At 60.0% G+C, this 14,654-nt stretch carries 12 protein-coding genes and 1 pseudogene; 9 read left to right on the top strand and 4 right to left on the bottom strand.

The genetic code is table 11. The features are described 5' to 3' along the window. Nucleotides 1–98 precede the first annotated feature (98 nt). The 4 genes and pseudogenes from AB5Y97_RS04880 to AB5Y97_RS04865 form a co-directional block, all read right to left on the bottom strand. A pseudogene (locus tag AB5Y97_RS04880) lies at nt 99–658 on the bottom strand (IS1 family transposase); the annotation flags it as partial. 245 nt (nt 659–903) lie between these two features. Further along, nucleotides 904–2,226, bottom strand: a complete 1,323-nt coding sequence (locus AB5Y97_RS04875) for a Na+/H+ antiporter family protein (RefSeq protein WP_128835913.1) — start codon at nt 2,224–2,226, stop codon at nt 904–906. Between the two features lie 273 nt (nt 2,227–2,499). Continuing rightward, nucleotides 2,500–3,177, bottom strand: coding sequence for a ribonuclease T (gene rnt, locus AB5Y97_RS04870; RefSeq protein ID WP_198303920.1), 678 nt, complete (start codon nt 3,175–3,177; stop codon nt 2,500–2,502). A gap of 100 nt (nt 3,178–3,277) precedes the next feature. Continuing rightward, complete coding sequence (locus AB5Y97_RS04865) at nt 3,278–4,021, bottom strand: phosphatase PAP2 family protein (protein ID WP_201947881.1); 744 nt, start codon at nt 4,019–4,021, stop codon at nt 3,278–3,280. 248 nt (nt 4,022–4,269) lie between these two features. Here AB5Y97_RS04865 and AB5Y97_RS04860 point away from each other — a divergent pair, with 248 nt between their 5' ends. The 9 genes from AB5Y97_RS04860 (at nt 4,270) to AB5Y97_RS04820 (ending at nt 14,565) form a co-directional block, all read left to right on the top strand. Then, nucleotides 4,270–5,391 carry a 4-phosphoerythronate dehydrogenase gene (locus AB5Y97_RS04860; protein ID WP_201947883.1) on the top strand — a complete coding sequence of 374 codons (1,122 nt, stop codon included), beginning with the start codon at nt 4,270–4,272 and terminating at the stop codon, nt 5,389–5,391. A gap of 194 nt (nt 5,392–5,585) precedes the next feature. Continuing rightward, a complete protein-coding gene (locus tag AB5Y97_RS04855) occupies nt 5,586–6,602 on the top strand; it encodes an aspartate-semialdehyde dehydrogenase (RefSeq protein WP_005344937.1) in 1,017 nt (338 codons plus the stop codon). Nucleotides 6,603–6,873: 271 nt separating this feature from the next. After that, nucleotides 6,874–9,078 (top strand): FimV/HubP family polar landmark protein, encoded by a 2,205-nt coding sequence (locus tag AB5Y97_RS04850; RefSeq protein WP_201947887.1) that lies wholly within the window; start codon nt 6,874–6,876, stop codon nt 9,076–9,078. A 200-nt stretch (nt 9,079–9,278) separates the two neighbouring features. Then, nucleotides 9,279–10,088, top strand: coding sequence for a tRNA pseudouridine(38-40) synthase TruA (truA, locus tag AB5Y97_RS04845; protein WP_040066446.1), 810 nt, complete (start codon nt 9,279–9,281; stop codon nt 10,086–10,088). Nucleotides 10,089–10,207: 119 nt separating this feature from the next. Beyond that, nucleotides 10,208–11,071, top strand: a complete 864-nt coding sequence (accD, locus tag AB5Y97_RS04840) for an acetyl-CoA carboxylase, carboxyltransferase subunit beta (RefSeq protein WP_005333765.1) — start codon at nt 10,208–10,210, stop codon at nt 11,069–11,071. A 2-nt stretch (nt 11,072–11,073) separates the two neighbouring features. Further along, the gene (folC, locus tag AB5Y97_RS04835) at nt 11,074–12,333 is read left to right on the top strand and encodes a bifunctional tetrahydrofolate synthase/dihydrofolate synthase (RefSeq protein ID WP_368157307.1); all 1,260 of its coding nucleotides are present in this window, start codon (nt 11,074–11,076) and stop codon (nt 12,331–12,333) included. 74 nt (nt 12,334–12,407) lie between these two features. Further along, the gene (dedD, locus tag AB5Y97_RS04830) at nt 12,408–13,214 is read left to right on the top strand and encodes a cell division protein DedD (RefSeq protein WP_368157306.1); all 807 of its coding nucleotides are present in this window, start codon (nt 12,408–12,410) and stop codon (nt 13,212–13,214) included. Nucleotides 13,215–13,392: 178 nt separating this feature from the next. After that, nucleotides 13,393–13,710: a heavy metal-binding domain-containing protein gene (locus AB5Y97_RS04825; RefSeq protein WP_005333757.1), complete on the top strand. Its 318-nt coding sequence runs from the start codon at nt 13,393–13,395 to the stop codon at nt 13,708–13,710. 252 nt (nt 13,711–13,962) lie between these two features. Next, a complete protein-coding gene (locus AB5Y97_RS04820; RefSeq protein WP_257696714.1) occupies nt 13,963–14,565 on the top strand; it encodes a hypothetical protein in 603 nt (200 codons plus the stop codon). The last annotated feature ends 89 nt before the right edge of the window (nt 14,566–14,654 follow it).

Raw genomic sequence — 14,654 nt, 5'->3', positions numbered from 1 at the left:
TCGGCAGTAAATGAGCGACGTAATCTTGTCATTGAACACCTCAGGTCATGGTGGCGTGTACCACCTAAAATGGTGTCCGGGATGATTAGACCACTGCACTTCCCGGTCAGATGCATCTCACTCGGCACCTCTCTGGCATAGCTTCCCCAGTCATCACTGGTTATAAAGCCTATCTGGAACGGAGAAAGCAGGCTCAGCAAGTGACGGCATGTCTCATCGTTGCGTGGGCCAAAGGTATATGCCACGACTCGTTTTCTCTTGGTATCAAAGGCATACCAAAGCCAATGTCGATGCTGTTTATTGCCGACATAGGCCCACTGTTCATCAAGTTCACAGATAAGCGCCACGTCATCGAGCACCACCTTTTCGGAGGTTACTTGCCTTGGGGTGAGTTTTTTAAGGCGCGTATGACGGTATACCAATCTTGAGCACGCGAGCAGTATCACGAACACCTGAGCCGTTGAACGCCTATCAACAATCTTGTCTTTGACGCCAGGCTTGCGGGCTTCATAGGTGTAGGTGAGCTGAAACACGTGCGGACAGACGGGGCAACGATAGCGAACATGGCCGGCAGGGGTCTTACCATGGCGATATACGTGGTCAGAGTTGCAACGAGGACAGTGAACGGTGATGGATGCCATGAAGCTGTCGGTCTCAAAAGAGTTCATCATATCAACTCAACCGATCGGATGCATCACCGGACTTTTTGCTGTTCTGCCATCGCTACTTTATCTATCGGAGCATCATGCAGGAGGTTGCGCTGGGTTAGCGAGCGGTACCTTTTCACCGTCACCACAAGCTAACGTGCTGTTGTTTATCTAGTCGAATACAACAAGAAGGCGACCATCAGGTCGCCTTCTTGTTGTGCATTGTGACGTGCAGAGTTCGCAGCCTGAAGGGCTATCAGAGCACCATGGCGGCAATCCAGCCGAAGATCACCAGCGGGATGTTGTAGTGAATAAAGGTGGGCACCACGCTGTCCCAGATATGGTCGTGCTGACCATCTGCGTTGAGGCCGGAGGTGGGGCCCAGCGTCGAGTCGGAGGCCGGTGAACCCGCATCCCCCAGCGCGCCTGCGGTACCAACCAGTGCGATGATCGCCATTGGTGAGAAGCCGAGCTGCAGACAGAGCGGCACATAGATGGTGGCGATGATGGGCACGGTGGAGAAGGAAGAACCGATCCCCATGGTGATGAGCAGACCCACCAGCAGCATCAGGAAGGCGGCGATCCCTTTGTGCTGACCGATGCCGGAGGCGACCACCTGGACCAGAGAGTCGACCCCGTGGGTCGCCTTCATCACCGCGGCAAAACCGGCGGCGGAGATCATGATGAAGCCGATCAGCGACATCATCCGCACCCCCTGAGTGAAGGCATCCTGGCTTTCGCGAAACTTGATGACGCCGCCGCAGGTGAAGATGACAAAACCGGCCAGTGCACCCAGTACGATGCTGTTGGTCATCAGTTGCAGCCCCAGCGCTACGCCAATGGCCAGCAGGGCCACCCAGATGTGGGTGAGGTTGAGCTCGATCGCTTCGGGCTCGGCATCCAGGATCTTGGCCAGATCGTACTGGCGCGGTTTGCGATAGCTGATGAATACCGCAATCAGCAGGCCCAGTACCATACCGGCGACCGGAATGGCCATCGCCAGCGGGATCTGGCTGGTGGTGATGGGCACGCCGTTATCGATCAGGTTCTTGGCCAGAATGTTATTTAGGAAGATGCCACCAAAGCCGACCGGCAGCACCATATAGGTGGCTGTCAGGCCAAAGGTGATGACACAGGCCACCTGACGACGGTCGATCTGCATCTGCGCCATCACATGCAGCAGCGGCGGGATCAGGATGGGAATAAAGGCGATGTGAACCGGGATCAGGTTTTGGGAGGAGATTGCCACGGCCAGCACGGAAGAGAGCAGCAGGGTTTTGACCCACATGATGCGGGTCGAGCTGGCATCCTTGCCCAACTGGTTGATCACCTTGCGGGCCAGCAGGTCGGTGATCCCGGAGCGGGAGATGGCAACCGCAAAGGCGCCCAGCATGGCGTAGGAGAGAGCAATTTCGGCGCCACCGCCCAGGCCACCGCTGAAGGTGGTGAGGGTATCGGTCAACGACAGCCCACCGACCAGGCCGCCAGCAATGGCCCCCAGCGCCAGCGAGACCACCACATTGATCCGCAGCAGACTGAGCACCAGCATCAGCCCGACTGCGATAACAACTGGATTCATTTGATTTCCTTATAGTTTGTTATTGCTGTCTGTCATGTGAAGGGGAGTTAGTTTGCGAAAAATGTGACAAATGTCGAGTAAAAAATCAGTCAAACCCCTTATATCGCAGCAGCATGTGGCACAAGGTTGCTCAACATGAGGGTTTGTGACCTGTTTGTCTCCGTGCATCCCGTGCGCAGCGGTGGATAGTGACGTTGATAGCGATTTCCGGTGCGCCGTGCAATCAATCACTTCCCCAAAAAGCGAAGGCTGCCAGTGGCAGCCTTCATCCGTTTATGCTTGCCCCTCATCGTCGGCAGGGGCATCGGTTGTGTCATCATCTGGATGCGCTGGCGGCCATCCCCCCATGCTCTTCCAACGGTTGACGATATGACAGAACAGCTCTGTGGTGCGTTCGGTGTCATAGAGGGCAGAGTGCGCCTCTTTATTGTCAAACGGGATGCGGGCGCTCTGGCACGCTTTGGCCAGCACGGTCTGACCCAGCGCCAATCCGGAGAGAGCTGCGGTGTCGAAGGTGGCAAACGGGTGGAACGGATTGCGCTTGAGGCCAGCCCGCTCGGCTGCCGCCATCACGAAGCCGTGATCGAAGGTGGCGTTGTGGGCCACGATAATGGCGCGGCTGCAATCCTGCTCCTTCATCCCCTTGCGGATCCCCTTGAAAATCTCGGTCAGCGCCTCTTTTTCCGAGACAGCGCCACGCAACGGGTTGTAAGGGTCGATGCCGGTGAACTCCAGCGCAGCCTTTTCCAGGTTGGCCCCTTCGAAAGGCTCGACATGAAAGTGGAATACCTGATCGGGAACGAGCCAGCCCTGCTCATCCATTTTCAGGGTGTAAGCCGCGATTTCGAGCAGGGCATCGGTCTTGGCGTTGAACCCGGCTGTTTCAACATCGATGACGACGGGGTAAAAACCACGGAAACGGCCCTTGAGGGTATGAACAGCGTCGGTCATGGGATCTCGGTCGGGATAAAATGAGGCGGCATTATGGCAAAAAAGCACAGGCTTGTCCCCCCATCCTGTTGCAGTAAGCCGCGGCAAGATGGCGCTGGATTCAATATCTGTGCAGCCACCAGCGGGCGGCAATCAGCGCCGTGAGCGACCCCAGCAGGGCACTGGCCAGCACATCCACCGGCCAGTGCATCCCCATCACCATGCGTGACAGACCAATCCCCAGCGCCCACAACGGTAGCAACCAGACGCCCGTGGGAGCGCGGGCCAGCCAGATCAGACCAAAGAACTGGGCCAGGCTGATGGCGGCGATGCTGTGGCCAGAGGGGAAGGCGTAGTTCACCTCGTCCTGCCAGTGGTGGCCGAGCCACTCTGGCAGGGCCAGCAGCTGGCTGGCGGCGTGAACCTGTTCACTGCGCACATCGACGCTACTGGCGTAGAAGTGCTTGATGGCCGGGATCAGCGCCTGACTTTCAAGCCAGAGCAGATAGGGTCTGGGCTCTTCGGTCAGGTATTTGATCAGGCTTTTGAGCACCCAGTCGCTGGAGAGCAGGGCTGCCAGCGCGCATCCCAGCGCAATGAAGGGGGTCAGCTCCAGTTTCAGTTTGTAGCGGGTCAGCAACAGCAAGAGGGCGCCACTGACCCCGATCCCGGGAATATCGACCATGCGGGTGAGGGCGTATGACCACCATAACCAGCCTGATTGCAGGGAGCCGGTCAGAAAAGGCTGCCAGGGCAGGGTGGCGAGCAGTAACAGGGGCAGGATCAACAGGGCAGTGAAGACAAGCACCTGGCTGCGGGTGAGTGAGGTGGTTGACGTTGGGAGCGACGAAGCGTGTGGCGGCATGGTAGGTATGGGCGATCGCGAAAAAAGAGGGGCATTGTGCCACCGTGATATGCCCGGACAAAGCCGAGCAGCACGTTTGTTACCTCTGCTTACACATTTGTGGCGACATCCTCTGTTTGAGCGGGCGGATGGGGTGGCTGCCGCACAATGTGGTCCCGTTTAGCGCCGGATTGCATCACAGGCTGAAATCTCGGGCGGCTTTGCGCTAGAATGGCGCCCCCGTGGCGGTTGTGACCAAAGAGAGCCCGATGAAGATAGTCGTTGATGAGAATATGCCCCATGCCGTGGAGCTGTTTGCCGAGTTTGGCGAGGTGGTCGCCTTGCCCGGACGGCAGATGCAGGCCCGCGATCTACTGGATGCCGACGTGCTGCTGGTGCGTTCGGTCACCCGCGTCAACGGCGATTTGCTGGCGACCAGCCCCAAACTCGGGTTTGTCGGCACCGCCACCATAGGCACCGACCATGTGGACAAGGCGCTGCTGGCAAGCCGCAATATTCCCTTCTTCAGCGCCCCCGGTTGCAACAAGTATTCGGTGGGGGATTATGTGCTCTCCGCCCTGCTGGTGCTGGCGGAGCGTTACGAACTCGACCTCTCGGCCATGACGTTGGCGGTGATTGGCGCGGGCAATACCGGCGAGTGTGTGGCGACCAAGGCCCAAGCACTCGGCATGCGGGTGCTGCGCTGCGATCCACCCAAGGCGCGTAATACCCCCGATGCGGGCTTTGTCGATTATCAGACCGCTCTTGGCGCCGATATCGTCAGCTTCCATGTGCCCATTACCCGTGAAGGGCAGGATGCCACCTACCATCTGCTGGATGCCGAACAGATTGCCGCGCGCCCTGCCGGACAGATCCTGATCAACGCATCCCGTGGCGAGGTGTGGGATAACCGGGCCCTGCTGGCGCGTCAGTTGGGCGATACGCCTTTGCGACTGGTGATGGATGTGTGGGAGAACGAGCCCGAGCCACTGGCTGCGCTGGTGCCCCATACCGAGATTGCCACCCCCCATATAGCCGGTTACAGCCTGGAGGGGAAGGCCCGCGGTACCTGGATGCTCTACCAGGCGCTCTGCCAGCAGCTGGGACGCCAGCCTCGTCAGGATTTGAGTAAGCTCCTGCCAGCCCCCGATGTGCAGGCGGTGGTGCCGGGCCGCGCACCGGATCAGGCGTTGATCAAGCAGCTGGTGCATCTGGTCTATGACGTGCGTCGCGATGATGCCCGTTTCCGGGCCCGACTCGGCTTGCCCGGTAGCTTTGACGAGCAGCGCAAACACTACCCCGAGCGCCGTGAACTATCCTCCCTGCAGATCGAGGGGGCGTTTGCCGACCAGGCGCTGGGCGAGCTGGGATTTGCGCTGTCACACCCCTGAATCGGGGCCTAGGAGTTGGAAGATAACCGGAAGGGGTGAGCCGTACTGGCTACCTCGCCCCCATTTTTTTACTGAGCTGGCGCAGATGCTACTGCGCCAGCTCAGCCATATCAGGCAGCGTTATCTCGCAGTGCGGGAGCCTGCCGACCATGGTGCCACCCGGCGCCATTGCAGCATTATCAGAGGAGAACAGAATGAGCCAGCAGTTTAACGTAGCGGTATTGGGTGCCAGCGGCGCCGTGGGTCAGGCGATGATCGAGATCCTGGAAGAGCGCGAATTTCCGGTAGCGACCCTCTATCCGCTGGCTTCCAGCCGCAGCGCCGGTGATACCGTGCGCTTTGGCGGCAAGAACCTCGAGATCCTCGATGTGGAGGAGTTTGACTGGAGCCAGGTGCAGATCGCACTCTTCTCCGCCGGTGCCGAGGTCTCTGCCAAGTGGGCGCCGATTGCTGCCGAACACGGCTGCATCGTCATCGACAACACCTCCTGCTTCCGTTACGACGAAGATATCCCGCTGGTGATCCCGGAAGTGAACCCGGATGCGCTGGCCGATTTTCGCAATCGCAACATCATCGCCAACCCCAACTGCTCCACTATCCAGATGCTGGTGGCCCTGAAGCCGCTGCACGACGAAGTGGGCATTGCCCGCATCAACGTGGCCACCTATCAATCCGTGTCAGGCTCCGGCAAAGAGGGGGTCAGCGAGTTGGCGGGTCAGACCGCTCATCTGCTCAACGGTCGTCCGGTGGAACCGACCCTCTATCCGCAACAGATCGCCTTTAACCTGATCCCGCAGATCGACAGCTTCACTGACAACGGCTACACCCGTGAAGAGATGAAGATGGTATGGGAAACCCAGAAGATCCTCGGCGATGCCAGCATTGCCGTGAATCCGACTTGCGTGCGGGTGCCGGTCTTCTACGGCCACGCCGAGGCGGTACACGTCGAACTGCACCAGCCGCTCGATGCCGAACAGGTCAAGGATCTGCTGCGCAATGCGCCGGGTGTGACCCTGTTTGATGACGAAGGGGACTATCCGACCCCGGTGCGTGATGCAACCGGCAAGGATGAGGTGCTGGTGGGTCGGGTGCGCCAGGATATTTCTCATCCAAGTGGTATCAATATGTGGATCGTGGCCGATAACGTTCGTAAGGGCGCGGCAACCAACAGTGTACAGATTGCCGAGCTGCTGGTTCGCGACTATCTGTAAGGCTGGTCAGATGCCACAGATGCGCAGCAGGGAGTGCTGCGCATCCGGCCTGTGATCAAACCGGGGTGTGACCCATGCCGCACTCCGTCACTTCAAGATTCTGTTGCGATATCAACTGATTAAGTTTTTTCCTACACTCAGGGTCAAGTTGGGTGCTAAATGTGTCGGACTGCTGGCTTGCCAGGCGAGCCTGATTTATATTGAACCGACTGTTTTGGGGTAACTATCCAGATTTTTCAATGTGATAGGGCCGTCATACGAAGGAACGAATATGGGACATTCCCGCATAACATTGGCAACGCTACTCGCATTGGGTCTGCTGGGCACCGTCCAGGCTGAAGACTCGGCGCGGGAGCCTTTTTTTGTCGAGCTAAAAGGCCCTGACGAACCCGCACCTCCCGCCGTCAATTCCCAGCCGCTGGCGCAGCCGGTCGCCAGACCCGTCGCGCAACCGGTGCGTGCAACCGCCCAGCCGGTGGTGCGTCAGGTCACTGCCAATGCCGGTAGCTATGGCCCTGTTCGTCCGACTGATACCCTCTGGAGCCTGGCGAGCAAATATCGTCCCTCCAATCGGGTCAGCGTCTACCAGACCATGGTGGCGATTTACGAGAAAAACCCCCGCAGTTTTGCCGATGGCAATATCAACCACATTCTGGTGGGCTCCCGCATTCTGCTGCCGACCGCGGCCGAGGCGAGCGTCATCACTGATGCTCAGGCCCGCGCCAAGTTCCGCAGCGACAACGCCAGCTGGAAGGGGTTAAGCCCCAAATATCTGGCTGACAAGCAGGCCCATACCGCCAAGCCGGCTGCCGCCAAACCCGCGAAGGTGGAAGCCGCCAAGACCGAGCCGGTGAAGGCTGCGCCTGCGCCGCTGCCAGTGGCGAAAGCCGCCCCCATTCCCGCCCCGGTGGTGGCACCGCAACCGGCTGCTGAAACCAAAGAAGTGGCCAAGGTGAGCGAGCCTGCGCCGAAAGAGGCGGTAGCACCTGCTCCGAGCGCAGCAGAAGGCACCACCCCGGCGCCTCTGCCTTCCGATCTGGATAAACCGGTGGGCAAACCGGCTACCGAGATGGCGCTGGCACTGGAAGATGCCAATGCCCAGCTCGGCCAGGTGACCGAGATGAACCACAGGCTCAAGCTGCGTCTGCAATCCCTGACCGAAGAGGTAGAGACCCTCAAAGCCCAGCTGCAGGATCAGACCGCGCTGCAAAAAGAGATTGCCGAGCTCAAGGCGCAACCGGTCCCGCCGGTGGCAGCCGAGCCTGAGCCTGAGAAAAACTGGTTGATGGATCTGCTCTCCTCACCGCTCAACCTCGCCATGATCATTCTGCTGCCGGTGCTGCTGGTATTGGCGCTGGTGACCCTGTGGCTGCGTGCCCGTGCCCGTCGAGAGCTGGAAGAGCAGGAGAAGAGCCTCTCCGAATCCACCGCCATGATGATGGATCAGGAGCAGAGCGAGTTTGATGATCTGCTGAGCGTCGATGTGACCGACAACGAGCCGGTGCGCCCGGTGCCGGATCTCAACACCCCGGATGGCTTTATGCCGATGGAGCCTGACGAGCCGGCCGCCAAGCCGGATGTCGATCTGGTGTTCAGCGACGAGGGCGAGATGGAGCTGCAGGGCTTCGAGCCCGAGCGGATGGCGGCCCAGCCAGCCAGTCGTGACCCGGATCTGGTGCCGGATCTCGATCTCTCGCTGGATGAGCCCATTGCGCTGGCCAACGAGCCCGCCATGGATCTGGCCAGCGAGTTCAACCCCAAGCCCAAGGCCTCTGACGAGATCATGAGCGAAGAGGAGCTGCAGGCAGCCCTGTTTGCCGAGCTGGATGCGGATCTCTCAGCCGACCTCGAGCCCGATTTGAGCTCCATCGACGAAGTCGGCGCCGCTGACGACGATCTGGCCAGCTTCGATCTCGGTGATTTCGACAGTGCCCTCGACGAGTCCGCCACAGGGAAAGATGGCAACGCCATTGATCTCAGTGCCGCGGAGGACACCGACGAGAGTGCGGATGCCATGCTGGCCGAGCTCGGTCTTGAGCCTGTCAAGGCGAAGGAAGCCGAGCTGGATCTGGAGTGGGACCCCAACGAGCTGGCGCTCTCCGATTTTGAAGACGCGTTCGCCGAGGTGGAGTCTCATCCGGCCGATGTGCAGCCCCGTGAGCAAGCGCAGGAGAGCGGCTACGTCGAGATCGACAAGCTGCTGGCCGAAGCGGATGCCACCGCGCCGGAGCAGGAGCCGTATCAGGGCTTCTCGCTGGATGTGGGGCTCGATGGCTTCCCCGAGGTGCTGCCGGAATCCACCGGATTTGATGTGGATGCCGACGACGGCGGTGTGGGTGCCAAGCTGGATCTGGCCCGTGCCTACCTCGAGATTGACGACAAGGATAGCGCCCGCGAGCTGCTGCAAGAGGCAGCGGAACAGGGTAGCGATCACCAGCGCGCCGAAGCCGAGAAGTTGCTCAAGCGGTTGGGCTAAAGCATCTCCCATCACGGGATCAGCAAAACGGGGGCAGCCAGCAGGCTGCCCTCTTCTTTTGGCGATTTGCGATGGGGGGTCATGGCCGCGCAGGCTGACCATCCAGGCCAATTGCGGCGTGTGGTGGGACTTTTCGGGCTGAGCGCGTATAATCCGCCCCGTTTCTTTCACTGCGTTTTCACAACAAGACAAGTTTATCCATGCGAATTGCCCTAGGTATTGAATATGACGGCAGCCGGTATTTCGGCTGGCAGCGTCAGCGTGAAGTGATCAGCGTGCAGGCTGAACTGGAGACGGCGCTGAGCCGGATTGCCAACCACCCTGTCTCCATCCAGTGTGCCGGACGCACCGATGCCGGTGTCCATGCGACCGGTCAGGTGATCCACTTCGATACCGAGGCGAACCGTGCCGAAGGGGCCTGGACCCTGGGGCTCAATTCCAACCTGCCGCCGGATATCGCCGTGCGCTGGGTCAAGCAGGTGGACGAGAGCTTCCACGCCCGCTTCAGCGCTACTGCCCGTCGCTACCGCTATGTCATCTACAACCACAACTACCGGCCGGCGATCCTCGGCAGTGGCGTCAGCCACTACCACGAGACTATCGATGCGGAGTTGATGCACCAGGCGGGCCAGAGCCTGCTGGGGGAGCACGACTTCAGCACCTTCCGTGCCGTCGCCTGCCAATCCAACACCCCGTGGCGCAATGTGACCCATCTGTGTGTCAGCCGCTCCGGCCCCTACATCGTGCTCGACATCAAGGCCAACGCCTTCCTGCACCATATGGTGCGCAACATCACCGGCTCCCTGCTGCTGGTGGGGCAGGGGCTCAAACCGGTGGAGTGGATTGCCGAGGTGCTGGCTGCCAAGGATCGCAATCTGGCCGGGCCGACCGCCAAGGCCGGCGGCCTCTATTTGGTCGACGTGGATTACCCGGCCGAGTTTGCTCTGCCGCAGTTGCCGCTCGGCCCGCTGTGGCTGCCGGACTCGGCACCGGGTACGACCAGTTTTTAGTAACTGCGCCCGAAAAATTGTGGTTTAATGACCCGTCATTTGTTGCCATCGAGCTATTAAGTCATTGAACAATCTAGGCTCGATGCGTTTTGTCAGGCACAAAAGCATTAAGGAATTCCATGAGCTGGCTTGAGAAGATTCTTCCCAAGAGCAAGATCACTGCGCCCCGTCGTCACAACATTCCGGAAGGGGTGTGGACCAAGTGCAGTGCTTGTGAACAGGTGCTCTACCGGGCAGAGTTGGAGCGCAACCTCGAAGTGTGCCCCAAGTGTGATCATCATATGCGCATCAGCGCCCGCGCCCGTCTCGAGAGCTTCCTCGATGAGCAGGGTCGTACCGAGATCGGTGCCGAGCTGGAGCCGCAGGATGTACTGAAATTCAAGGATTCCAAGCGCTACAAGGATCGTTTGTCTGCCGCGCAGAAAGAGACGGCGGAGAAAGATGCGCTGGTGGTGATGAAAGGGACCCTCAAAGGGGTACCGGTTGTCGCCTGTTCGTTCGAATTCTCCTTCATGGGTGGCTCCATGGCCTCCGTGGTCGGTGCCCGATTTGTGCGCGCCGTTGAGGAGTGCATCAAGGAAGGCCGTGGCCTGGTCTGCTTCTCCGCCTCTGGTGGTGCTCGCATGCAGGAAGCCCTCTTCTCCCTGATGCAGATGGCCAAGACCAGTGCTGCGCTGGACAGACTCACCAAGGCGGGCCTGCCCTATATCTCCGTGCTGACCGACCCCACCATGGGTGGCGTCTCTGCCAGTCTGGCGATGCTGGGTGACATCAACGTGGGCGAGCCCAAGGCGCTGATCGGCTTTGCCGGCCCGCGCGTTATCGAGCAGACCGTGCGCGAGAAACTGCCGGAAGGCTTCCAGCGCTCCGAGTTCCTGCTGGAAAAGGGTGCCATCGATATCATCATCGATCGCCGCGAAATGCGTAACCGTCTGGCCAGCCTGCTCGCCAAAATGCTGAATACTCACGTCATCGAAGAGTGAAGATGAGTTCAAACATGCAACAATCCCAAAGCCGGTCGCTTGTCGACTGGCTTTCTTATTTGGAGCAGATCCATCCGGTCAATATCGACATGGGGCTGGATCGGGTCGGTGCTGTCGCCCGGTGTATGGGGCTTACCCAGCTGCCGTTCAAGGTGATCACGGTGGCGGGCACCAACGGCAAGGGCTCCAGCTGTGCCATGGCGGCCAGCATTCTGATGGCCGCAGGCTATAAGGTCGGCGTCTACTCCTCGCCCCATCTGCTGCGCTTTACCGAGCGGGTGCGGGTCAACGGGCAAGAGCTGCCCGACAGCGATCACTGCGCCGCTTTTGCCGAAGTGGAAGCGGCGCGTGGCGAGATAGCGCTCACCTTCTTCGAGTTCGCCACCCTGGCCAGTTTGTGGCTCTTCTGCCGCGCCGCCCCCGATGTGCTGCTGCTGGAAGTGGGGCTGGGTGGTCGGCTCGACGCCACCAACGTGGTGGAGTCCGATGTGGCGATGATCACCTCCATTGCCCTTGATCACTGCGATTGGCTGGGTGATACCCGCGAAGCTGTGGCGGTGGAGAAGGCTGGGGTCTATCGCGCCGGTAAACCCGCCATCAGTGGCGAGCCCAATCCGCCAGCGACTATCGCGAGCGAAGCACAGCGTCTTGGCGCCAACCTGCGTCAGGTCGGTATCGATTTTCGTGGCGATGAGCACGAGAGCGGTTGGGATTATCACGGCCTCAACCAGTGGCGGGATCTGCCAAAACCGGCACTGCCGCTGATGAACGCGGTGACCGTGCTGGCGGCGCTGGAATCCCTCGGCTTGCCGCTGCCGGAGTCCGCCATTCGTGACGGGCTGGCCAATGTCCGGCTGGCTGGCCGGATGCAGCAGCTGCAAAGTGCGCCGCTGGTGATCGTCGATGTGGCCCATAACCCCCATTCGGCAGCCTATCTGGCAGCGCAATTGCGCAAGATGCCCTGCTCGGGTGTACGCCGCGCCGTGGTCGGCATGCTCAAAGACAAGGACATGGCGGGATCCCTTGCCGAACTCGATGGTCTGATCGGCGAGTGGTATCTGGCCAGCCTGACCGGCCCGCGCGCCGCCACTGCTGCGCAGCTGGCTGCGGAGTTGGGAGAGGGCAAGGGCCCTGCCAGGGAGTTTGATGATGTCAGCGCCGCTTATCAGGCAGCGTTGGCCGCATCGAGTCCGGACGATATGGTCATTGTGTTTGGTTCGTTTTACACTGTCGCCGACATTCTGGCGGGTGTCGCCGTCTAGGCCACACCCCGGCTCCCCGGCCTTCGGGCGGGGAGCCAAATCGCATATTGAGTTACGTAAAGGTAGGATTCAACTTGGCCTCGAAGTTTCAAAACCGTCTGGTGGGCACCGTCATCCTGGTGGCCCTGGTTGTTATTTTCCTGCCGGACTTGCTGGATGGTCACAAGCTGGCACAAAAGGAGGAGGCCTTTGCCAAGATCCCGCTGCGCCCCGAGCTGGAGCCTGCCAAGCCTGCGCTGCAGGTCTCGGCAGCCAGCAGCCTGCCCGCCGATCATCTGGCCAGCCAGCAACAGGCCTCTGCGGCCCAGCAGTGGCAAGTGGAAGAGGTGGCTGACCCCATGACCCTCGCCGGTCAGGGCAACGGTGCGCAGCCGGCGACAACCCCTGCCGCACCGGCACCGGTTCAGCCGCAACAGAATGCCCAACCCAAGCCACAGCCCAAGCCGGAAGTGGTGGCCAAAAAGCCGGTCGAACCGCCCAAGCCAGCACCCAAGCCGACGCCAGCCAAACCGGTTGAAGTGGCCAAGGCGCCCGCACCGGCCAAGCCGCAGGCGGGTCAGATCAAGTCCCTCGACGATCTGATTGAAAGCAAGATGACCCAGCCGACCGCACCCGCACCCGCGCCTGCTGCGGCACCGGCACAGGGTAGCTGGATCCTCCAGCTTGGCGCCTTCAAGAACGTCGACAGCGTCAACGCGCTGGTGAGCAAGCTGCGGGCGGCGGGCTACTCTGCCCACACCTCGCCGCGCACACCGGTGCAGGGTCAGCTCAACCGGGTCTTTATCGGACCGGATGTCTCCAAGGCCAAACTGCAGGGGATGCAGGGGCGGATCTCCCAGATGACCGGCCTCAGCGGCTCGGTGGTCTCTTACAATCCGTGACGGCTTGCCGTTGGCAATGGCTCTTTGAAACAAACACCGTGCCCCGTGCCCCGTGCGCGGTGTTTTTTTATCTGGCCGTCGTGATTTTTAAGGACGGCGTCGTACAGGTCACCCCCCGGTTGGGATTTTCGGGCAGTTGGGGTAGTCTGAGCCCTTCTGCTACTCACAGGAGTTCAAGATGATCCTCTCGACGACCCCCACGCTGGAAGGCAAAACCATTCGTGAATACCGCGGCATCGTGGTTGGCGAAGCCATTCTCGGCGCCAATATTTTCAAGGATCTCTTTGCCGGGATCCGCGACATCATCGGCGGCCGCTCCGGTGCCTATGAAAAAGAGCTGGCCCGTGCCCGCGAGATCGCTTTCGATGAGCTGAAAGAGCGTGCCGCCGCCCTTGGCGCCAATGCGGTGGTCGGCATCGATATCGACTACGAAGTGGTGGGGCAAAACGGCAGCATGCTGATGGTCAGCATCAGTGGCACCGCCGTGGTGGTCTGATCGGGCTCCAGCGTCTTCATGGGCAATGAGCCGATAACCGGGTTATCGGCTTTTTTATTGCTTGGCAGATACGTGTTGTTGGTAAGGGTTTTTTATCAACTCATTGATTTTAAATATTTATATTTATTAATAATTCCACTGACCGGTTTTATTTTTTTTAACTGGGTAGCCCGAGAGGGTCAAGCTAGAGTGCCGCCATCAGGAACGACACCGCTCACGGACGAGGTTCTCTTCTCTTGAAGGCGTATCACTATGAATCAAAAACCTGCTCTGCTGACCCTTGTCATGTTGGCCATGACCGCCCATGCCGGCAGTGCCCTCGCGGCGCTGCCAAATTTCAGCGCCACCTGTCCCACCGATGTTCGGGTCAAGTCGCAAGGGGGCAACGTCTTTATCAATGGCAAGAAGGCGACCCTGAAAACGCTGGCGCCCGCCGCCTATTCGGCCACAAACGGCAAGGTGGTTATCGGGATCACCTTCGATCTGCCCGCCAGCGAACCCACCCTGGATTACGTCATCAAGCATGATCGCCGGGCCCACGGCTTTTGCACCGTGCACGCCTGGTCGGCGGGCAAGGCCGCCGCACTGCCGATGGCCAAGGGGGACTCGCCCTATCAGGGCAAGTGGGTAGCCAAGAACCGCGAGACTGGCGCCACGGTGGCCAATATTCAGGTGGATGGCAAGGAGCAGGTGTGGGTCAACGGAGTCAAGGTGAAGGCGAAACGGGCCGATGGCGCGCTGCAGTTTCGTCAGGGCACCATCCTCTACACCTTGCAGGGGGATCCGCGCATTCGCGATGAGAGCGACTGGAATGACAGCGATGTTCAGAATACCGGCCCCATCAGGCTCGAGTAACAGACGTGCCGTGCCACGGCTTGGTCATTGATGCAAAAAGCAGAGAGCGGCGTGGCCGCTCTCTGCTTTCTTGTCGCTATTAGATGATA

Source organism: Aeromonas sp. R10-2 (assembly GCF_040908445.1).
Taxonomy (GTDB): Bacteria; Pseudomonadota; Gammaproteobacteria; order Enterobacterales; family Aeromonadaceae; genus Aeromonas; species Aeromonas veronii.
The sequence above is the reverse complement of the archived record's forward strand: the minus strand, read 5'-3'. Positions and strand labels throughout refer to the sequence as shown.